Source organism: Pseudomonas sp. LS44, from assembly GCF_024730785.1.
Taxonomy (GTDB): domain Bacteria; phylum Pseudomonadota; class Gammaproteobacteria; order Pseudomonadales; family Pseudomonadaceae; genus Aquipseudomonas.
Map to the genome: position 1 here is coordinate 1,578,437 of NZ_CP102830.1, position 20,919 is coordinate 1,599,355.

Genomic DNA, 20,919 nt, shown 5'->3' on the forward strand with positions numbered 1-20,919 from the left:
GTACTTACACCATGTCCGATGCCCTGCAACTGATCCTCGAAGATACCGACGGCACTCAGCTGGAAACCTCCTGCACCCGCTTTGCCGTCATGTGGCAGGGCAAGGAACTGTGGTTTCAGCAAGACGGCAGCGGCCAGCTGATCATCGGCGTCGATGTCGCGGAAGGCGATACCGAGTACGCCAACCTGCTGCTGCGTCCGCTGGCTACCAACCTGGTCAGCCTGCAGCTGGAAATGGAGCCGGCCGATGCGGGCGACGATGACGACCACGTGCATGGTCCGGACTGTAATCACGACCATTGAAAGCTGACTTCAAAATGCCTGCGCGTGCTGAAGCTGCGTTAAAAATGACTTTGAACTGCTCATTTACAGCTCGTAAATTCCGCGTCCTCAGCCATTTTTGCCTTGTCTCAGCTGCGCTCGGCTATTTTGAAAAAAGCTTTCTGAAAGAGGTAGCGCGATGTTAGCCCTCGGCAAGCTGCTTGACCTGACTCTGGCCGGACATGAGCCGGCCGCCAAAGTCCAGCTCACCAGTGAGGGCGCACGCTTGCGCTGGCTGGCCGAGGGCGTACTGGAAGTCACCCCGCCCGCCGATGCCGACAGCGGCCTCGACCTGCTGTTGTCCGCCGGTGTGCATGGCAACGAGACGGCGCCGATCGAGCTGCTCGATCGCTTGTTGCAGGATATCGCCCGCGGCGCCTTGAAGCCGCGCGCGCGGCTGCTGTTCCTGTTCGGCAATCCCGAGGCGATGCGCCGCGGCGAGCGCTACATCGAGCAGGACATCAACCGTTTGTTCAACGGCAAGCACGAGCAAACCAGCGGTTTCGAAGCGCTGCGGGCCGGCGAGTTGGAGCGCCTGGCGGCGAATTTCTTCAGCAAGGCGGAACGCACCCGCCTGCATTACGACCTGCATACCGCCATCCGCGGCTCGAAAATCGAGCAATTCGCCCTCTATCCCTGGGCCGAAGGGCGCGCGCACTCCACTCATGAGCTGGCCCGCCTGTACGCCGCGGGAATCGAGGCGGTGCTGCTGCAGAGCAAGGCCTCGATCACCTTCAGCTCCTACACCTACGCCCGCCTCGGAGCCGAAGCCTTCACTCTGGAGTTGGGCAAAGCGCGGCCGTTCGGGCAGAACCAGGTGGTCAGCCTCGATCGCCTGGACGCGCGCCTGCGCAGTTTGATCAGCGGTACCGAGCCGGACGTGGCGAAGAGTCTCGATGGCTTGCAGCTGTTCGCCGTGGCGCGCGAGGTGATCAAGCGTAGCGATGAGTTCAAGCTGCACGTCCCGGCCGATATCGAGAACTTCAGCGAGCTGCCGCAAGGCTATTTGCTTGCCGAAGATATTGCCGGCATGCGCTGGGTCGTCGAGGAAGAAGGCGCTCGCCTGATTTTTCCCAATCCCAAGGTCAAGAACGGCTTGCGCGCGGCGATTCTGGTCGTCCCGGGCAGCTTACCGGCCTGACGCCCAGGTTCGGGTTGGGCGTCCTAGATAGATTTTGGAAGGCCTTAGCTTGGCTTTCCGACTCCCCCGAAACTTCCGAACGTGCAAGTTAGCCGACGAAGCATGCGAAACGGGCGTGTTCGCCGCAAAAAACTGTGACATTCTCCACCAAAAATCTAAGTCGGACGTTCGTGCAGGATGTACCGATCAGGAGTAGTTGCGTGGGGCGATGCGGGCAGGGCGGGGATAGCCGATTTCTCTCGATATTGAGGGGATCACAACTGGGGCTTACGGGGGTGCAAAGCCTGTCGGCGTATTCAGACTATGCAGACGGGGTGCAGGGATGAACCGCATCTTCAGTCTGGTCTGGAAGCCTGGGCTGGGTGGCGTTGTCGCCGCCAGCGAGCATGCGCGGCGCGGTACTGGCCCAGCAGGTGCCAACCCCGCCAATCGACTGAAGACAGTCGGCCTGCTCAGCTTGTTGTTGCTGGAGGGACTGGCCGGATCGTCGGCGTTGGCCGCCACTCGTCACTGGGACAGCAACACGGCCGCGGCCGGCCTGGGTGGTAGCGGAGCCTGGAACGCCAGCAACAACCTGTGGGGCGGCATGGATGGCGTCAATGGTCCCTTCGCCAGTTGGAACAACGCGGCCTTGGACGATGCAGACTTTCGCGGTACCGCCGGCACCGTCACCCTGAGCGGAGCGCTCACCGCTCATAACCTGATATTCAATACCCCCGCTTATATCCTCACCGGCGGCACCCTTACGCTGGGCGGCAGCACCCCGACCATCAACACCGCCGCCAACGCCACGATTAACTCGGTGGTCGCGGGCAGTGCCGGACTGACCAAGGACGGCGCGGCGACCCTGACCTTGGGCGGCGTCAGCACCTACACCGGGGCTACCACCATCAGCGGCGGTGTGTTGCAGTTGGCCGCAGGCAACAACCGTTTGCCGACCGCGACGGATGTGAATATCGCCAATGCCGCTGGCGTTGCGCTCAATCTCAATAATCGCAACCAGCAGATTGCTTCCTTAACCGGTGGCGGTGCCGCCGGGGGCGCGGTGACGCTGGGCAGTGGCACGCTGACCATCAACAAAGCCAGCGGCAGCAGTGCCTTTGCCGGGATTATCAGCGGCACGGGCGGGCTGACCAAGGCCGGCGCTAGCACGCAGATTCTCTCTGGCAGCAATACATACAGCGGGCTTACCACGGTGAGCGCCGGCATTCTCAATATTCAGAACAATACGGCGCTGGGTGCCACCAGCGGCGCGACTACAGTCGCCGTTGGTGCCGAGCTGCAACTGCAGGGCGGCATCACAGTTGGTGCCGAAGCGCTGACCCTGAACGGTACGGGGATCGGCAACGGCGGTGCGCTACACAGCGTGTCCGGCAACAACAGCTATGCCGGCGCGGTGACCTTGGCCGGCAACAGCCGGATCAATTCGGATGCCGGTCTGCTTACCCTCAACGGCGCAACCATCAGCGGCGCAACCCGCAGCCTTACGGTTGGCGGCGCGGGCGACACCACGATCAACAATGTCATCGCCACCACCACCGGTGGCTTGACCAAAGACGGCAGCGGCACCTTGATCCTGAATGGCGCGAATACCTATAGCGGGGCGACCACGATCAATGCCGGAACGCTGCAACTGGGTACTGGCAACAACCGCTTGTCGACCGCGACCGCAGTGACCATCGCCAATGTGGCTGGCGCCACGTTGAATCTGAACGGTTTCAATCAGCAAGTGGCTTCATTGGCTGGCGGTGGCTCTACTGGCGGCGCAGTGGCGTTGGGCAGCGGTACCCTGACCATCAACAAAGCCAGCGGCAGCAGCAGTTTCGCCGGCACTATCGGCGGCACGGGCGGGTTGACCAAGACCGGTGTCGGCACGCAGATTCTTTCCGGTACCAACACCTATGGCGGCGCGACCACGGTCAGCGCCGGCATTCTCAATATTCAGAACAGCAATGCCCTCGGCACCACCAGCGGCGCGACCACCGTGGCCAGCGGTGCGGAACTGCAACTGCAAGGCAACATTGCAGTGGGTGCCGAAGCGCTGACCCTGAATGGTACGGGGATCGGCAACCGAGGTGCGCTGCACAACGTCTCCGGTAATAACAGCTATGCCGGTGCGGTGACCCTGGGTAGCAACAGTCGGATGAATTCGGACGCCGGCTTGTTAACCCTGAACGGCGATACCGTCAGTGGCACGACTCAGACCCTGACGGTCGGTGGTGCCGGCAATACCCTCCTGAACAACAGCATAGCGACCACCAGCGGCGGACTGACCAAGGATGGCACCGGCAAGTTGACCCTCACCGGCGCCAGCACCTACGGCGGCGTCACCACGGTGAGCGCCGGGGCGCTGAACATTCAAAATAGCCTTGCTCTCGGCTCCACCAGTGGTGCGACGACCGTCGCCACGGGCGCCGAACTGCAACTGCAGGGTGGGATCAGTGTCGGGGCCGAAGCGCTAACTTTGAACGGCACGGGGATCGGCAACGGCGGGGCGCTGCACAATATTGCCGGCGACAACAGCTATGCCGGTGCGGTGACGCTGGCCGGCAATAGCCGGATCAATTCGGATACCGGCCTGTTGACCCTGAACGGCGCGACGCTCAGCGGTGCTACCCGTACATTGACGGTCGGTGGCGCGGGCAATACCGCGATCAACAACGTCATCGCCACCACCACGGGCAGTCTGACCAAAGATGGCAGCGGTACGCTGACGTTGATGGGGGCGAATACTTATAGCGGTGTCACGACGGTGAGTGCCGGCATTCTCAATATCCAGAACGCTGCGGCGCTGGGCGCCACCAGCGGCGCGACCAGCGCGACCAGCGTGGCCAGCGGTGCCGAGCTGCAGCTGCAAGGTGGTATCACGGTCGGCGCCGAAGCGCTGACCTTGAACGGCACCGGCGTCGGCAATGCCGGCGCGTTGCATAACGTATCTGGCAACAACAGCTATGCCGGTGCGCTGACCTTGGCCGGCAATAGTCGGATCAATTCGGATGCCGGTCTGTTAACCCTGAACGGCGCGACCATTGGCGGCGCTACCCGCACCCTCACGGTCGGCGGCGCGGGCAACACCACCATCAATAATGTAATCGCCACAACTACCGGTGGTTTGACCAAGGATGGCAGCGGTACGCTCATTCTCAACGGGGCCAGTACGTTCACCGGGGCGACCACCATCAATGCCGGGACGCTGCAGCTGGGCACTGGCAACAATCGGCTGTCCACCTCGACCGCCGTGAGCATTGCCGATGTGGCCGGCGCCACGTTGAATCTGAACGGCTTCAACCAGCAAGTGGCCTCGTTGGCTGGCGGCGGCGCTACGGGTGGTTCGGTGGCTTTGGGCGGCGGCACGTTGACGGTCAACCGAGCCAGCGGCAGCAGCAGCTTCGCCGGCGACATCAGCGGCACGGGTGGTCTGACCAAGGCTGGTGTCGGCACGCAGATTCTCGCGGGTAACAACACCTACAGCGGTGCTACGACGATCAACGCCGGGGCGCTGAACATTCAGCATGGCAACGCGCTCGGTGCCACCAGCGGCGCGACCAGCGTGGCCAGTGGTGCCGAACTGCAACTGCAGGGCGACATCGTCGTGGGTGCCGAAGCGCTGACCCTGAATGGTACGGGGATCAGCAGCCGTGGTGCGCTGCATAACGTCGCCGGCAATAACAGCTACGCCGGTGCGGTGACGTTGGCCGGCAACAGCCGAATTAACTCGGATGCCGGCTTGTTGACGTTGAGCGGTGCGACCCTCGGCGGTGCTACTCGCACCCTGACGGTCGGCGGGGCAGGCAACACCACGATTAACAACGTCATCGCCACCACTACCGGTGGTCTAACCAAAGACGGCAACGGCACGCTGACCCTGGTCGGGGCGAATACCTACAGCGGCTTGACCACCATCAGCGCCGGAGCGCTGAACATCCAAAATGGCAACGCGCTTGGCACAACGAGCGGCGCGACGACCGTGGCCAACGGCGCTGAACTGCAACTGCAGGGCGACATCGCGGTGGGTGCCGAAGCGCTGACCTTGAACGGTACCGGCATTGGCAGCGCCGGCGTGCTGCACAACGTATCCGGCAACAACAGCTATGCCGGTACGGTGACCTTGGTCGGCAATAGCCGGATAAATTCGGATGCAGGCCTGTTGACCCTGAACGGCGCGACCCTCAGCGGCGCCACTCGCACCCTCACGGTCGGCGGGGCGGGTAATACCACCATCAACAACGTCATCGCGACCACCACAGGCGGCCTGGTAAAAGAAGGCAGCGGCAATCTGAGCCTTAACGGCCTCAACACCTACATCGGTGTCACCTCGATCAGAGGCGGTAATCTGCAGATCAGCACCCTGGCAGCTGGCGGGGCGACCAGCGCCATCGGCGCCTCCAGCAGTGCGGCCAGCAATCTGTTGATTGATGGCGGAGCGCTGCGCTATATCGGCGGCGCAACCGCGACCAACCGCAACTTCACCATCGGCGCTGGCGGAGCGACGCTCGATGCCAGTGGTAGCGGCGCTTTGACCTGGAGCGGTGGTCCCGCTTACAGCTTCGCCAACACCGCCGCCAACCTCACGTTGACCGGCACTGCGGCGAGCAATGTGTTTTCCGGAGCATTGCTGAATAACGGCTCCGGCGGTTTGGCCGTAACTAAAGCTGGCAGTGGCAGTTGGAACTTGACTGGCAGCAGTTCCAACTTCGCCACCTTGCAGATGCAGCAGGGCATGCTGGGGGTTAATGGCTCGGTTGCAGTCACCAATACCAGCTTCTTGGGCGCGGATACGACCCTGAATATCGCCAGCGGCGCCACCTTGCAGGCGAGTGCCACTACCGCCACCAATCTGCTCGGCAGCACCGGCCAGGACACCATCAATGTCGCCACTGGCGGCTTGTTGCGGGCAGCGGGCGACTTGGCGGATGGTGATGACCAACTGCTTCTCGCGGGTGCTCTGGATACCGGTACGGGCGGCCTGAGCATGGGTGCCGGCAATGACTGGCTAACCCTCAGGGACGGAGCTTCCTTAAGCGGCCTGCTGGATGGCGGCTCGGGCGACGATACGGTGCTGCTGGACAATGTGCTGGCCGTGTCGATTTCTGGTGCGGGTCTGATCGGCTTCGAACATTTGAGCAAACAGAACGTAGGCACCGTGAGTTTCACCGGCAGCAGCACGATTGCCGCCATGGATATCGCGGTAGGCACCTCCGCTATTGGCGCGGCTGACAGCGTCACGGGGGTACAGAACACTAACGTGGCCAGCGGCGCGACCTTACGGGTCGACGGCAGCTACAGCGGCAGCGCGGGGGCGGACAGGCTGGTCGTCAGCGGTACGATCAGCGGCAGCGGCAGCGTCGACCTAGGGGCTGGCGACGACAGTCTGACCCTCAACGACGGCGCTGATTTGTCAGCGCTGAGCGCCGGTTTGAGTGCCGGGGCTGGCGACGACAGTCTGATCGCCAACTTCACGGGTGACGCCACGCTGGGTGGGGTGAGCGATTTCGAGCGGCTGAACAAAACCAACAGCGGCATCCTGCACATCGACGGTACGGCGCCTTCTGACTTCGTTGAGGTGGCCATCGATGCCGGCACTCTCGCGATCGGTCCGGCCGGCAGCGTTACGGGCGCGCAAACCACCCGCGTAGCGAGTGGCGCCACCTTGCAGGTCGATGGTAACTACAGCGGCAGTGCAGGAGCGGACAGCCTGCTCGTCGGCGGGGTGGTCAGCGGCAACGGCACTATCGATCTAGGTGATGGCGATGACCGTCTAGCCGTTACCGACGGCGCCGATCTATCCGCGCTGAGTTCGGCCCTGATGGGTGGTGCCGGTAACGATATCGTGGTGGCCGACATTGCCAGTAGCGCGCGCCTGGGCGCGGCAGTGGGCTTTGAATCGCTCGAAAAGTTGGGCGTGGGTACGCTCGGTATCTACGGGCCGGTCACTTCGGTGTTCGATCGGGTGCAGGTCAGGGCCGGGACATTGCTGGTGGCCTCCGGGGTGACTGTCGATCCGCAGGCTACCGTGGTCGCCGGCGGCGCGACGCTGCAAGTGGATGGTAATTACCTGGGCACGCTGGGCGATGACACCTTCGATGTGAGCGGCGCGGTGACGGGCAGTGGGAACATCGATTTGCTTAGCGGCGCCGATGTACTGACGCTGCGCAACGGTGCCAGTCTGATCGGTTTCACTGGTCCGTTGGATGGCGGCAGCGGTGTCGATACCGTTCGCCTCGATGGATTCCAGGGCTCGCTGCCCAGCTTGATCAACTGGGAAGGCGTGCTGCTGAATAACAGCGCGCTCACCCAGCGCGCAGCATTGGATCTCGGTCAGGGCACGCTGGACATTGGCTCCGGGTCCAGTTGGCAGCCGGGCAGCTTTGCCCTGGCTGGCAATGTGAACAATGGCGGGGTAATCCATGCGGCGGCGAATCGGGTAGCGATCAGCGGCAATTACCGTTCACCCAACGATCAAGGGCGGCTCGAGGTGCTGGTATCGCCTGCCACGCAGAGTGCCGGTGGTTTAGCGGTGGCAGGGGACGTGCAGGGCAGCACGCAGGTGCTGTTCGGCAGTGATAACTCTCAGCAAACCAGCCCTGGCGAGATCTTAGTCATCTCCAGTCCCAACGACGACTTGGCGACTGCCGCTAGTTTCGTGCCGTCCACGCTGGATAGCGGCATGGTCCGCCTCAACGGCAGCCTGACGCCCTGGAACTTTGCCCAGCAGGCCGATCGGAACTGGTACCTCACGCCACTGAGTGGACAGAGCTTGCCAGAAGTCTCCGGCTACAGCGGCACTACGACATTGGGCAGTGTGTTGGCCGAGCAGGCGCTGCATAGCTCCGACGAGCGCTTTGCCGAAGTCCGTGCCTGCCAGCAGGGTGTGCGTGAAGGGCGCTCCAGTCAGGCATGCGGCCGCAGTTGGTCACAAGTCAGCTACAGCGACGCGAATCTGGCCAGCTCAGGGGATGTGCTGGACGGCAATGTGAGCACCGCTTATCTCGGTTATGACCAGTTGCACCAGGGCCAGACGGGCGAGGTGGATGTGCTGCTGGGCGCCTACTTCGGTTATCAGGATGCGGATTTTGATGCCCGATCTCCTGGGGCGAGCAGCGCGCAAATTGACGTTTCCGCGCCCACTGCGGTGGTCTATGGCAGCTTGTCGTGGGCCAACCAAACGTATCTGGACCTGAGCCTGAGCAGGGCGTGGCTGGATTCGCAGATTAAAACGCCGGATGCCTTCAGTCAGACGTTGCATGGCCGTTCCTGGGGCGCCAGCGCGAAACTTGGTCGGCATTTCCCCATGCGTGGCAGCTGGTCGCTGGAGCCGCAAGTCGAGTTGGATCTCAGTCACCAGGATTGGGATTCCGGCACCGATCCCAGTGGTAAGCGCGTTGAACTGGATACCGATTTGCGCAGCCGTCTGGAGACCAGCCTGCGGGTGGACAACCGGCTCGACGCCTCTGCTGGCATGACGCTACGGCCATGGGCGAAAATCGGCGCGAGCTACGTGCTCAGCGGCGAGAGCGGCACGGTGCAGCTCAGCGCCGGCAACGACCAGCAGCGTATCGATGGGCTGGATCTCGGCGGAGCGCTGAGCTTGTCCGCTGGGATGTTGCTGGAGTTGAACGAGCAGCTAGGCGTTTTCGCGTCGGTCAGCCATAGCGAGGAGCTCAGCGGCGCCGATTATCAGAGCACCGAAGGCCGAGTCGGTGTGCAGCTGAGCTGGTAATCCGCGCCGGTCATCTAGCGCGGACGAGCTGCGTGCCGGTTGAATTTGGCGCTGCAATCGACTTGGCCCCGCGACCGGTCGGCTGATGACAGGCGCTGGCCGCCAGGTTATCTGGCAGAAACCCCCTATACCCGAGCTCCAAGGCCGATATAATGCGGCCCTTTGCCGGCGATTCGTGGCCGCAGTTCCGTGGAAAACACTATGAAAAGCGCTGAAATCCGTGAAGCCTTCCTCCGCTTCTTCGAAGAGAAGGGGCATACCCGAGTCGCCTCCAGCTCGCTGATCCCGGCGAACGACCCGACTCTGCTGTTCACCAACGCCGGGATGAACCAGTTCAAGGACTGTTTCCTCGGCCTGGAAAAGCGCGCCTACACCCGCGCCACCACCAGCCAGAAGTGCGTTCGAGCCGGTGGCAAGCACAACGACCTGGAGAACGTCGGTTACACCGCACGTCACCACACGTTCTTTGAAATGCTGGGTAATTTCAGCTTCGGCGACTATTTCAAGCGCGATGCAATTACCTTCGCCTGGGAATTTCTGACCTCGGACAAATGGCTGAATCTGCCCAAGGAAAAACTCTGGGTCACCGTCTACGCCACGGATGACGAGGCCTACGAGATCTGGAACAAGGAAGTCGGTATCCCAGCCGAACGGATGATTCGCATCGGTGATAACAAGGGCGCGGCTTACGCATCCGACAACTTCTGGGCGATGGGCGATACCGGTCCCTGTGGTCCGTGCACCGAGATTTTCTTCGACCACGGCGATCACATCTGGGGCGGCCCACCTGGCTCGCCGGAAGAAGATGGCGATCGCTACATCGAGATCTGGAACAACGTCTTCATGCAGTTCAACCGCACCGCTGACGGCGTGATGCATCCTCTGCCGGCGCCGAGCGTGGACACTGGCATGGGTCTCGAGCGAGTCAGTGCGGTGCTCCAGCACGTCAACTCGAACTATGAGATCGATCTGTTCCAAAGCCTGCTGGCGGCATCTGCCAAGGCCATCGGTTGTGCCAATGACGGCGCGCCATCGTTGAAAGTGGTGGCGGATCACATCCGCTCCTGCGGCTTCTTGATCGCCGATGGCGTCACGCCGTCCAACGAAGGTCGCGGTTACGTTCTGCGTCGCATCATCCGCCGCGCTTGCCGTCACGGTAACAAGCTGGGCGCCAAAGGCGCGTTCTTCCACAAGATCGTTGCCGCTTTGGTTGCCGAAATGGGTGAAGCCTTCCCGGAACTGAAGCAGCAGCAAGCGCACATCGAACGCGTGCTGAAAATGGAGGAAGAGCAATTCGCCAAAACCCTTGAGCAGGGTCTGAAGATCCTCGAACAGGACTTGGCGGAGCTGCAAGGTACGGTGATTCCTGGCGACGTGGTGTTCAAGCTGTATGACACCTACGGCTTCCCGGTCGACCTGACTGGTGATATCGCCCGCGAGCGCGAGCTGACGCTCGACGAGGCCGGTTTCGAGCGTGAGATGGAAGCCCAGCGCGAGCGCGCGCGTTCCACCAGCTCGTTTGGTATGGATTACAACAGCCTGGTCAAGATCGACAGCGACACCCGTTTCCTGGGCTATGAAGGCACCAGCGGCACCGGACAAATCATCGCACTGTTCAAGGATGGCAAAGCCGTCGACGTGCTCGGCGAAGGCGAGGAGGGCGTAGTGGTGCTCGATCAGACGCCGTTCTACGCCGAGTCTGGCGGGCAGATCGGTGACTGTGGGTTTCTTAGTGATGAGGCGGGGTCAGGCGCCGGCGTTCGCTTCGATGTGCGTGACACCACTAAGGCTGGCGGCGCCTATCTGCACCATGGCGCAGTCGTTAAGGGCAGCTTGAGCGTTGGCGCTTCGCTGGCAGCTGAGGTCGACGCTTCGGTACGCCAGGCCACGGCTCTCAACCATTCCGCCACGCACTTGCTACATGCGGCCTTGCGTCAGGTACTCGGCGAGCACGTGCAGCAAAAAGGTTCGTTGGTCGACAGTCAGCGCCTGCGTTTCGATTTCAGCCACTTCGAGGCGATCAAGCCCGAGCAACTGAAAGAACTGGAAGACATCGTCAACGCCGAAATTCGCAAGAACAGCGTCGTCGAAACGGAAGAGACCGATATCGAGAGCGCCAAGAATAAAGGCGCGATGGCCCTGTTCGGCGAGAAATACGGCGACGAAGTGCGCGTACTGAGCATGGGCGGCAGCTTCTCCGTCGAGCTGTGCGGCGGTACTCACGTGGCGCGTACCGGCGATATCGCGCTGCTCAAGATCACCAGCGAAGGCGGTGTGGCTGCCGGCGTACGGCGTATCGAAGCGGTCACTGGTGCTTCGGCATTGGCCTATCTGAACGGTGCCGAAGAGCAGTTGAAAGAAGCGGCGGCGCTGGTCAAGGGCAGTCGCGACAATCTGTTGGACAAGCTCTCCGCAGTACTTGAGCGTAACCGCCAGCTGGAGAAAGAACTGGAGCAGATGAAGGCCAAGGCCGCCAGCGCTGCTGGTAACGATTTGGCTGGTTCGGCGGTGGAGGTCAAGGGTGCGAAGGTGCTTGCCGCGCGTCTCGATGGCCTGGATGGCAAGGCGCTGATGGCGCTGGTCGACCAATTGAAGAACAAGCTCGGCAGCGCCGTAATTCTGCTCGGCGGCGTGCAGGACGATAAAGTCGTGTTGGTCGCAGGCGTCACTCAGGATCTGACCGGCCAGCTGAAAGCCGGTGAATTGATGAAGCAGGCCGCTGCGGCGGTCGGCGGAAAGGGTGGTGGTCGCCCCGATATGGCCCAGGGTGGCGGCACCGATGCCGCTGCCGTGGACGCCGCTTTGGCACTCGCCGTACCGTTTGCCGAGCAAGGTCTGTAAACCTAGTGCAGCTGGGTCGCGGCTAAGTCCGGCGGCCCTTGGCAGTCTGGTGTGTTAACTGTTTAATGGGCGCCCTTCGCGGGCTGAGGCGGCTTTGAAATGGCTTTGATCGTACAGAAATTCGGAGGCACCTCCGTCGGCACCGTCGAGCGAATCGAGCAGGTTGCTGAGAAGGTGAAGAAATTCCGTGAAAGCGGCGACGATATCGTTGTCGTCGTCTCCGCCATGAGTGGCGAGACTAATCGGCTCATCGACTTGGCTAAGCAAATCGGTGATGAGCCAGTGCCGCGTGAGCTAGACGTGCTGGTGTCCACTGGTGAGCAGGTGACCATCGCGTTATTGGCGATGGCGCTGATCAAGCGTGGTGTACCGGCGGTGTCCTACACGGGCAATCAGGTGCGCATTCTTACCGATAGCGCGCACAACAAAGCACGAATCCTGCAAATCGATGACCAGAAGCTGCGCGCCGACCTCAAGGCAGGTCGCGTCGTGGTAGTCGCCGGTTTCCAGGGCGTGGACGAGCACGGCAATATCACCACGCTTGGTCGTGGTGGTTCGGACACCACCGGTGTAGCCCTTGCGGCGGCTTTGAAAGCTGATGAGTGCCAGATCTACACCGATGTCGATGGCGTCTACACCACAGACCCGCGAGTGGTGGCCAAGGCTCAGCGACTGGATAAGATTACCTTCGAGGAGATGCTGGAAATGGCCAGCCTCGGCTCCAAGGTATTGCAGATCCGATCTGTCGAGTTCGCCGGTAAGTACAACGTTCCGCTGCGCGTGCTGCACAGCTTTCAAGAGGGGCCGGGCACCCTCATTACCATTGATGAAGAGGAATCCATGGAACAGCCGATCATTTCCGGCATCGCCTTCAATCGAGACGAGGCCAAGCTGACAATCCGTGGCGTGCCGGATATTCCTGGCGTGGCCTTCAAAATCCTCGGGCCGATCAGCGCCACGAATATCGAAGTCGACATGATCGTGCAGAATGTCGCGCACGATAACACCACCGATTTCACTTTCACCGTGCATCGCAATGACTACAAGAGTGCGCTGCAGGTGCTGGAGCAGACCGCACGCGAAATTTCGGCGCGCGAAGTCAGCGGTGATATCAATATTGCTAAGGTTTCCATTGTGGGTGTTGGTATGCGCTCCCACGCGGGCGTCGCCAGTCGGATGTTTGAAGCATTGGCGAAGGAAGGCATCAATATCCAGATGATCTCTACCTCGGAAATCAAGGTATCCGTGGTGATTGAGGAGAAATATCTCGAGTTGGCTGTACGCGCATTGCATACGGCTTTTGAGCTCGACGCCCCCGCCCGTCAGGGCGAGTAAGGCAGGTAGCCCGGAAAGGCGCGGTTTTGACCGCGCCTTTCGTCTTTTTGGCCGTAGGAGCAGAACTTTCTTTCTGCTCACACTAGTCAATACTGGGGTGAGGGTCGTTGCACTTGAGAAACGTGACGGTCGTCACCATCTTATTTTTGCAGACTGTTGTTGTCCTGAACTGTTTATCCGTGAGGAGAAAGGAATGCTGATTCTGACTCGCCGGGTCGGAGAGACCCTGATGGTAGGTGACGATGTCACCGTCACTGTACTGGGTGTGAAAGGTAATCAGGTGCGTATCGGAGTTAATGCCCCGAAAGAGGTGGCCGTGCATCGCGAAGAGATTTACCAACGCATCCAAAAAGAGAAAGACCAAGAACCAAGCCACTAATTTTTCTCAAATTTTTGACTTTGCAAACCGGGAAAACATGGGTATCATGCGCCCCGTGTTGCGGAGAGGTGGCCGAGTGGCCGAAGGCGCTCCCCTGCTAAGGGAGTACATCTCACAAGGGTGTCGGGGGTTCGAATCCCCCCTTCTCCGCCATTATTTAGCGTTACAGAGAGTGATGTTCGTAAGGCCGATAAGTTATTGAAAATAATCGGATTAACGCTTGAACATCATATAAAGCTCTCTATAATGCGCACGCTCAGTGCACTCATAGCTCAGCTGGATAGAGTACTCGGCTACGAACCGAGCGGTCGGAGGTTCGAATCCTCCTGAGTGCACCATTTTAAGTTGGTCTCTAGCGATAGAAAATCAACGGTTTTAACCAGTGGCGACCTGGTATATAAGTCACCAAATTGCACTCATAGCTCAGCTGGATAGAGTACTCGGCTACGAACCGAGCGGTCGGAGGTTCGAATCCTCCTGAGTGCACCATATAAAGAAAGGCCTGCAGAAATGCAGGCCTTTTTTTATTTCGGCTTTTTATTTTCGCATACCACGCACGCAGCCATTTTCATCAAAGCTGACCTGCCGGCTGTGGCCTTGCTTGTCGTTGTACTGATAGCGCGTTTGGCCGTTCTGGCTGCTGACTTTGTCAGGCTTGCCGAGTGTGCTTTCGATGTCCGAGCGTGTCATGCCTGCGCGAACCTCTTTGCGGATAATCGCTTGGCGTCGCGCACTTCCGGTGACTTGGTTTCCGCATCCATCCTGACGCTCAGCGATTACTGCAACATTTTCCTTCTTTTTTGTTTTCGCTGATTTTGAGTGGCTTTTCTTGGTGGCTGCCATGGCGACGGGCTTGCCACTGCCTGGTGTTGGGTTGTGGGCGTCTTGCAGGCTTTGCGCTTGCGTGTCGATGCAGCCCTGCGAGGTAAAGGTCACCTTGCCGCTGGCGTCCTCACAACGAAAAACTGTTGCGGCCAGGGTGGGTTGGATGGTGGTGGAAAGCGCTGTGTAAAGCAGTGCTGCAGAAAAAGATGCACAGGTTTTCTTAAGCATAAAGACGTCCTCCATGACGATCGTTGGCTAGCTTAGCTGTTCCTCTTTTTTCAGTGCTATTAGTGTCCTGTGGAATGCGATCGCCGTCGCAGGTAAGCATTCCGTGATGTTTAATTTTGATGCGCAAATGCTTGTTCTTGCCAAGATTTGGTCACATACAGCAGTGCTAGCGGTGGTATCATTTTGGCCGTCAGCCCCGTCGGGGCTTGTTGGGCACCACCATGGACTTACCCAGTAGTTACTCAATTTTCCGATTGTCCAATCACGTACTGACTGATTGATCCCCTATGGTGTGCGCCGCCGGTGGGGTGGAGCGCGCCATGACTGAAGTTGAAGCCAAAAAGCCGCAAGAAAGTCTGCAAGAACGCCTGGCTCAGGTTGTTGACCTGCTGCATCGGCATAAGCTGGTCGAAGACCTGACTCATCGTCAGGATGGCCAGAACCACCAGCGGGTGGAAAATTTAGTCCACCGTCAGAATCTCGCCGAACTCCAGCGCAAGCTCGACGAACTGCACTCCGCTGACATCGCCCATATTCTCGAAGCATTGCCTCTCGATGATCGTTTGACCGTATGGCAAATGGTCAAAGCCGAGCGCGATGGCGATATCCTGCTCGAAGTTTCCGACTCGGTACGAGAGACGCTGATCGCCGACATGGACGATCACGAAATTCTGGCGGCAACCAGGGATATGGATGCCGACGAATTAGCCGATTTGGCGCCCGAGCTACCGCGAGATGTCGTCCATGAGTTGATGGAAACGCTCGATGCGCAGCAGCGCGAGCGGGTGCGTTCTGCGTTGTCCTACGAGGAGGATGAAGTCGGAGCACTGATGGACTTCGAAATGGTCACCATCCGGGAGGATGTCAGCCTCGAAGTAGTGTTGCGTTACCTGCGTCGTTTGAAAGAGCTTCCGGGCCATACCGACAAGTTATTCGTAGTCGACTATGACGGAATTCTTAAGGGTGTTTTGCCTATCAAGCGGTTGTTGGTTAATGACCCGGACAAAGATGTGTCGGAGGTGATGGCGAGCGATCCAGTCAGTTTTCATCCCGATGAGGATGGCTATGATGCAGCGCAAGCGTTTGAGCGTTATGACCTTATTTCTGCTCCGGTGGTGGACAAGAGCGGCAAGCTAATTGGTCGTTTGACCATCGACGAAATGGTCGACCTCATTCGTGAGGAAAGCGAAAGTGAAGTACTTAACATGGCTGGTCTACGCGAGGAGGAAGATATCTTCGCCTCGGTGTGGAAGTCCGTGCGCAACCGTTGGGCCTGGTTGGCAGTGAATCTAATCACCGCCTTTGTTGCCTCGCGGGTAATTGGCCTGTTCGAGGGCTCGATCGAGAAGCTTGTAGCGTTGGCGGCCTTGATGCCAATCGTGGCGGGCATCGGCGGTAACTCTGGCAACCAGACGATTACGATGATCGTCCGTGCGATGGCGTTGGATCAACTGGGCACGGGCAATACGACCAGATTGCTTCGCAAGGAGCTGGGCGTTTCGTTGATCAATGGTTTGGTTTGGGGTGGGGTGATCGGTGCTGTGGCCTATTGGCTCTATGGCAGTTGGTCGCTTGGTGTGGTGATGACCAGTGCGATGACCCTCAATCTGCTACTGGCAGCGCTTATGGGGGTTCTTATCCCGATGAGTCTTACTCGGCTGGGTAAAGATCCGGCGATGGGTTCGAGCGTAATGATTACTGCGATGACGGATAGTGGGGGCTTTTTTATCTTTCTGGGTCTAGCCACGCTCTTTCTGCTCTGAACAAAAAAACCGCCAAAAGGCGGTTTTTTTATTTCCAAAGAATCAAGCCTCTTCGGCGTTCATTTCCACATCGTGAGCAATCAGCGCGACCAAGGCGTTTTGTTGGCGACGTGAAAGTTGGCGGAAGCGTTGCAGTAGCTCGCGTTCATGCAGAGATAGCTCTGGACGATCCAGGCGCATGCTTAGATCGTCGTCCAGGGCGCCCTCCTGCAACATGCTTTGTTCAAGGCGCGCAATGATTTCAGAGTTCATGCTGCGATGATGGCCGCGGGCTACATCGGCAATGCGCTCGCGCATACCATCAGGGAGTCGGACCACGAATTTGTCAGCTGTACGGCTGGAATAAATAGCCTGTTTCATAGGGCGCATACATTAAACCGGTTAGTTCAAGGGAACGATGCTGGCACTGAGCTGCATGATTGTCACCGGTTCGACAGCCTGTCGCGCTAACCGTTCAGCCAGCATTGCAATTGTCGTCTCAAGTTTGAATATTTGACGTCAAATACGTGTCGTATTCTGGGCGTGTTGAAGGCTTTTTGCCAGCAAGATTTATCCAAAGTGGCTATTGCCAATCAAATGCTGCTGCGAACAGCATAGATCGCTCTGAATTGGCTGCTGATCGTGATTGCAAATAAGGTTTGGGAGGATAGCGGAGATAGGGTTGTCAGCAGATGCTTGCGGCGCCTTCCGATGAGCGGAATGTTGAAGTCATCCGCTCAATCGAGCTGACCCCGTGAGGCTGGAACCCATCGCATATAAAAGCGATGAGTTTCGACACGCTCTTGCTGGGCCAGTGTTCGATCAGATTGAGCGTACAGATGCCGAGTAATTGGCCATCTCGCTCCGCCGCCAGCACGATTCCTGGGGGGGGCAGCCAACGCAACGTCAGCAGGGTAATGTCGGGAGCGGGTCACCAGGCTCAAGCTGCTGCAGCATGCAGTACGCACGTTTGCAGTACGCACGTTGCAGTCAGTGAATACAGCGTCAGGTGTTTCGCCGGCTTTCGAATCGGCCATGACGACGCTCCGTTACTCCGTCGAGTCTACTGTTGGCGGGCATGACGGTTGGCGGCATGACAAACGCTGCTGCGCTCGCTAACATGCCGCCCCGTTGTGTCGTCACAACAACCCTCGCAACAGAATGTCCCAGTAGCTCAATTGGATAGAGCATCCCCCTCCTAAGGGGAAGGTTGGCAGTTCGAACCTGCCCTGGGACACCATATAAATCAATTGCTTAGCGCGACACTAACTTTCCAAATTCACATTGGGCTAGCGCCGGGCTAGCGTTAGGCGGAAAACGCCCCCCTACTTTCCCACCACCCGAATATGAAAAAGCCCGGCTCGATAACCAGGCTTGGCGGTAATTGCTGTGCAATTGCCCAGACAAAGTAGTGCGAAATTGCATCTGACTTGACCACGCAGTTGCGTTGGTCTTGACCAGCGCTTGCGCTCGCCCTGACCACCGCCCCTCAATCGTAATCGGCAGAGAACGGCCAATTGCAGCCATCCCATTTTACCGCTTAGGCCAAATCGGCAGATGTCTTGAGGTAGCTATGATTCGCTATCGCCCAAGGGATGAATCAACGCGTCACCTTGATTGCGGACATTTCCTACCGCTTTATCGACTGCATACCATTCGAAGTCTTCGGTCGGTCGGCCGCAGATCAGCACGATTTCTTCGGCGCGGGCGAGAGTGGTATCCGGGTCGATCCACTCTCGCGCCAGGCTTGGCTCCAATACCACTGGGCGTCGATCATGGATGTCGACCATGCCGCCCTGGCTGTCGGCGGTGATGATCACGAATCCATCGCCCTCGCGCAGCTCACCTTCGTGCGGGAGCTGGCCGATCGCGGCGAAGAACATCGCGCCGCCATCTCGCAGCCGAATAAAGTAAGGCTGTTTGCGCTTCGGGGCCGCCTCATCCTTGACCCACTCATACCAGCCGTCTGCAGCGACCAACGCGCGGTGCGGCCAAATCTGCTTAAAAAACTTTCCGCTGGCCACCGTTTCGACCCGAGCGTTGATCGGTGGCGGCATCCTCCCCTGCGCCCAATGCGGCGCCCATCCCCACTTCACAGCGGCGATTGTTAGCCCGCAGCCTTCGGCGTGCAGCAACTGAACCTTCGTAGTCGGCGGCACGTTGTAATGATCGATCGGCACGTTGTCGTACCCGCTGATCACGTCCTGCTCGCTGTCCAATTCCCGCAGGTAGTCGGCCATGCCCTGATACTGGGCAAATCGTCCGCACATGCCTGACGCCTCATTCCGTCTGTCTGGCTCTATTGTAGGCTGTGGATTTTATCGGATACTGTATTTATATACAGTTTAATCCGGGTGACTCATGTCCTACACCATCCTCGGGCCGCTCGCGCTAGGCGGTCAGGCTCTGCCGCTGTACTCCTCATTGGTCTCCGCTGGGTTTCCCTCGCCAGCGGCTGACCACATCGAGGCCGAAATCTCCCTGGATGAATTGCTCAACCTGCGCGCGCCACACATGTACATCGCCCAGGCGGTCGGCGACAGCATGATCGGTATCGGTATTTTTGACCGCGACTGGCTGGTGGTCGATCGTTCGCTTGAGGTGGTCTCGGGGGACATCGTCATTGCCGCTCTAAATAACGATCCGCTGGTGAAGCGGTTCCATCGGCATGGCCAGCAGATCATCCTGCATGCCGAAAATCCCGCGTACCCGCCGCGCTACATCCTGGAAGGTGATGAACTTCGTATCTGGGGAGTGGTGACCGACAGCATCCGGCGCCATCGCCACCATGGCTGAACAGGTACTGGCGCTCGTCGACTGCAATTCGTTCTACGCGAGCTGCGAACGAGTGTTCCGGCCAGACCTGACGCATACCCCCATCGTGGTGCTGTCGAACAACGACGGCTGCGTGATAGCCCGTTCGGCCGAGGCCAAGGTGTTGGGCATCAAGATGGGCGAGCCATATTTCCAGATCCGCGACAAACTTCGGCGCCATGGCATTCTGGCGTTCTCCAGCAACTACGCCCTCTATGGCGACATGAGCCAGCGCGTGATGACAACGCTCGAAGGTATGGTGCCTGCGATCGAGGTGTACAGCATCGATGAAGCGTTCGCCGACCTGACGGGCATGCCTGGTGATATGGAGGCGTTGGGTCGTGCAATGCGCGCGCGGGTGTTGCGCTGGACGGGCATCCCGGTCGGCGTTGGCATCGCCACAACCAAGACCTTGGCCAAGCTCGCGAACCATTCTGCCAAACGCTGGCAGCGACAGACCGGAGGGGTGGTGGATCTGCGCGATCCGGATCGGCGCGACAAAGTGCTGAAGGTCACCGATGTCAGCGAGGTCTGGGGCATTGGCCGGCGTATGACCGAGCACCTGGCCGAGATGAACATCCGCACTGCATTGGATCTCGCCCAGGCTGACGCCTGGACCCTGCGGCAGAAGTTCAGCGTGGTGGTGGAGAAGACCGCCCGCGAACTACGCGGCACGCCTTGTCTTGAACTGGAAGAGGCAACGCCGCCTAAGCAGGAGATCTGTTGTAGCCGGATGTTCGGCAAGCGGTTGCGTGAGCTGCCGCCAATTCGGGAAGCAGTGGCCACCTATGCAGCGCGCGCCTGCGAGAAGCTCCGCGCGCAGCAATCGATGTGCAAGCGGGTGCGGGTCAGCATCCGTACCGGCATGTTCAATCCAGACGAACCGAAATTCGCCAAGGGTGTGGTGGTCGAGCTGCCATACCCAACCGACGATACCCGCCTGATAAGCAAGGCGGCCGCCGATGGGCTGGAGCTGATCTACCGGGAGGGTTTTGCGTTCAGTAAGGCCGAGTTGCTGCTGCTTGATCTGCGCCAGCATGGCGAGTTCACTGACGACCTGTTCGCCACCACTCAGCCAGAAGCTGCGGAGAAGGTGATGAGGGTTCTGGATGCAATCAATGCGAGATGGGGAAGGGGAACCCTGCATCCAGCCAGCGTGCCGGCGGCGCCGGACTGGGGCATGCGTCGGGAAATGAAGAGTCCGAGCTACACGACTCGGTTGGATCAGTTGTGGACCGTGTCGTGTCGGTAATCTGGTTATGCCGCACTGGGGCCTGAATGGCGACTGTTTTTCCGCGTCTACTTGACCCTTGCTTGATTGCACTGACTTGACCACCCAATTGCATTGCCACTGACCACCCAATTGCATTCGTGCTGAGCACCGTTTGCATGCAGCTTGACCAATACACGCAGCAGTGACGACCGGCTGCATACGACCCGAAGCTGCCTGTCGGGACCGGCAAAGAACGACCAAAAGCGGACTGTGCAGAGCCCGACATTCAACTTGTTGACAGCCGATGCAGCGATTGTGCGAGTTGGACAGGCGCGTCAATGGGGCGCGTCTCCCAAGACAG

At 59.5% G+C, this 20,919-nt stretch carries 12 protein-coding genes and 4 tRNA genes; 13 read left to right on the plus strand and 3 right to left on the minus strand.

Features of this window, described 5'->3' with window-relative positions:
• Positions 1-11 precede the first annotated feature (11 nt).
• The 9 genes from NVV93_RS07160 to NVV93_RS07200 all read left to right on the plus strand — a co-directional run bounded on the left by NVV93_RS07160 (position 12) and on the right by NVV93_RS07200 (position 14,225).
• Positions 12-302, plus strand: coding sequence for a topoisomerase II (locus NVV93_RS07160; RefSeq protein WP_258253743.1), 291 nt, complete (start codon positions 12-14; stop codon positions 300-302).
• Between the two features lie 157 nt (positions 303-459).
• Positions 460-1,461 (plus strand): succinylglutamate desuccinylase, encoded by a 1,002-nt coding sequence (astE, locus tag NVV93_RS07165; protein WP_258253744.1) that lies wholly within the window; start codon positions 460-462, stop codon positions 1,459-1,461.
• A gap of 322 nt (positions 1,462-1,783) precedes the next feature.
• On the plus strand, positions 1,784-9,181 hold the full coding sequence (locus NVV93_RS07170; RefSeq protein ID WP_258253745.1) for an autotransporter-associated beta strand repeat-containing protein: 7,398 nt from the start codon (positions 1,784-1,786) through the stop codon (positions 9,179-9,181).
• A 201-nt stretch (positions 9,182-9,382) separates the two neighbouring features.
• Entirely contained in the window at positions 9,383-12,022 is a 2,640-nt protein-coding gene (alaS, locus tag NVV93_RS07175) for an alanine--tRNA ligase (protein WP_258253746.1), read from the plus strand.
• A gap of 99 nt (positions 12,023-12,121) precedes the next feature.
• On the plus strand, positions 12,122-13,357 hold the full coding sequence (locus NVV93_RS07180; RefSeq protein ID WP_258253747.1) for an aspartate kinase: 1,236 nt from the start codon (positions 12,122-12,124) through the stop codon (positions 13,355-13,357).
• A 193-nt stretch (positions 13,358-13,550) separates the two neighbouring features.
• Positions 13,551-13,736 carry a carbon storage regulator CsrA gene (csrA, locus tag NVV93_RS07185; RefSeq protein WP_003283978.1) on the plus strand — a complete coding sequence of 62 codons (186 nt, stop codon included), beginning with the start codon at positions 13,551-13,553 and terminating at the stop codon, positions 13,734-13,736.
• Between the two features lie 62 nt (positions 13,737-13,798).
• A tRNA-Ser gene (locus NVV93_RS07190) sits at positions 13,799-13,889 on the plus strand.
• Positions 13,890-13,997: 108 nt separating this feature from the next.
• Positions 13,998-14,074: transfer RNA gene (locus tag NVV93_RS07195), tRNA-Arg, on the plus strand.
• Between the two features lie 74 nt (positions 14,075-14,148).
• A tRNA-Arg gene (locus tag NVV93_RS07200) sits at positions 14,149-14,225 on the plus strand.
• A 48-nt stretch (positions 14,226-14,273) separates the two neighbouring features.
• Here the strand turns inward: NVV93_RS07200 and NVV93_RS07205 are convergent.
• A complete protein-coding gene (locus NVV93_RS07205; RefSeq protein WP_258253748.1) occupies positions 14,274-14,789 on the minus strand; it encodes a DUF4124 domain-containing protein in 516 nt (171 codons plus the stop codon).
• Positions 14,790-15,109: 320 nt separating this feature from the next.
• Between NVV93_RS07205 and mgtE the strand changes: the two genes are divergently transcribed.
• A complete protein-coding gene (gene mgtE / locus NVV93_RS07210) occupies positions 15,110-16,552 on the plus strand; it encodes a magnesium transporter (RefSeq protein ID WP_258253749.1) in 1,443 nt (480 codons plus the stop codon).
• A 42-nt stretch (positions 16,553-16,594) separates the two neighbouring features.
• On the opposite strand, the gene NVV93_RS07215 is transcribed toward mgtE, so the two are convergent.
• Positions 16,595-16,921 carry an Arc family DNA-binding protein gene (locus NVV93_RS07215; RefSeq protein WP_258253750.1) on the minus strand — a complete coding sequence of 109 codons (327 nt, stop codon included), beginning with the start codon at positions 16,919-16,921 and terminating at the stop codon, positions 16,595-16,597.
• A gap of 773 nt (positions 16,922-17,694) precedes the next feature.
• Between NVV93_RS07215 and NVV93_RS07220 the strand changes: the two genes are divergently transcribed.
• Positions 17,695-17,771 (plus strand) — tRNA-Arg (locus NVV93_RS07220).
• A 331-nt stretch (positions 17,772-18,102) separates the two neighbouring features.
• On the opposite strand, the gene NVV93_RS07225 is transcribed toward NVV93_RS07220, so the two are convergent.
• Complete coding sequence (locus NVV93_RS07225; protein WP_258253751.1) at positions 18,103-18,801, minus strand: SOS response-associated peptidase family protein; 699 nt, start codon at positions 18,799-18,801, stop codon at positions 18,103-18,105.
• Positions 18,802-18,892: 91 nt separating this feature from the next.
• On the opposite strand from NVV93_RS07225, the gene NVV93_RS07230 reads away from it, so the two are divergent.
• The gene (locus NVV93_RS07230; protein ID WP_258253752.1) at positions 18,893-19,327 is read left to right on the plus strand and encodes a LexA family transcriptional regulator; all 435 of its coding nucleotides are present in this window, start codon (positions 18,893-18,895) and stop codon (positions 19,325-19,327) included.
• A complete protein-coding gene (umuC, locus tag NVV93_RS07235) occupies positions 19,320-20,597 on the plus strand; it encodes a translesion error-prone DNA polymerase V subunit UmuC (RefSeq protein ID WP_258253753.1) in 1,278 nt (425 codons plus the stop codon). Before NVV93_RS07230 ends, umuC begins: the two co-directional genes overlap by 8 nt.
• Positions 20,598-20,919: the final 322 nt, after the last annotated feature.

Excerpts from the sequence above, each read along its gene's own strand:
- NVV93_RS07230 (WP_258253752.1), top strand. The coding sequence starts at position 18,893 with ATGTCCTACACCATCCTCGGGCCGCTCGCGCTAGGCGGTCAGGCTCTG.
- umuC (WP_258253753.1), top strand. The coding sequence starts at position 19,320 with ATGGCTGAACAGGTACTGGCGCTCGTCGACTGCAATTCGTTCTACGCG.
- mgtE (WP_258253749.1), top strand. The coding sequence starts at position 15,110 with ATGACTGAAGTTGAAGCCAAAAAGCCGCAAGAAAGTCTGCAAGAACGC.
- alaS (WP_258253746.1), top strand. The coding sequence starts at position 9,383 with ATGAAAAGCGCTGAAATCCGTGAAGCCTTCCTCCGCTTCTTCGAAGAG.
- NVV93_RS07205 (WP_258253748.1), bottom strand. The coding sequence starts at position 14,789 with ATGCTTAAGAAAACCTGTGCATCTTTTTCTGCAGCACTGCTTTACACA.
- NVV93_RS07170 (WP_258253745.1), top strand. The coding sequence starts at position 1,784 with ATGAACCGCATCTTCAGTCTGGTCTGGAAGCCTGGGCTGGGTGGCGTT.
- NVV93_RS07180 (WP_258253747.1), top strand. The coding sequence starts at position 12,122 with ATGGCTTTGATCGTACAGAAATTCGGAGGCACCTCCGTCGGCACCGTC.
- astE (WP_258253744.1), top strand. The coding sequence starts at position 460 with ATGTTAGCCCTCGGCAAGCTGCTTGACCTGACTCTGGCCGGACATGAG.
- NVV93_RS07225 (WP_258253751.1), bottom strand. The coding sequence starts at position 18,801 with ATGTGCGGACGATTTGCCCAGTATCAGGGCATGGCCGACTACCTGCGG.
- csrA (WP_003283978.1), top strand. The coding sequence starts at position 13,551 with ATGCTGATTCTGACTCGCCGGGTCGGAGAGACCCTGATGGTAGGTGAC.
- NVV93_RS07160 (WP_258253743.1), top strand. The coding sequence starts at position 12 with ATGTCCGATGCCCTGCAACTGATCCTCGAAGATACCGACGGCACTCAG.
- NVV93_RS07215 (WP_258253750.1), bottom strand. The coding sequence starts at position 16,921 with ATGCGCCCTATGAAACAGGCTATTTATTCCAGCCGTACAGCTGACAAA.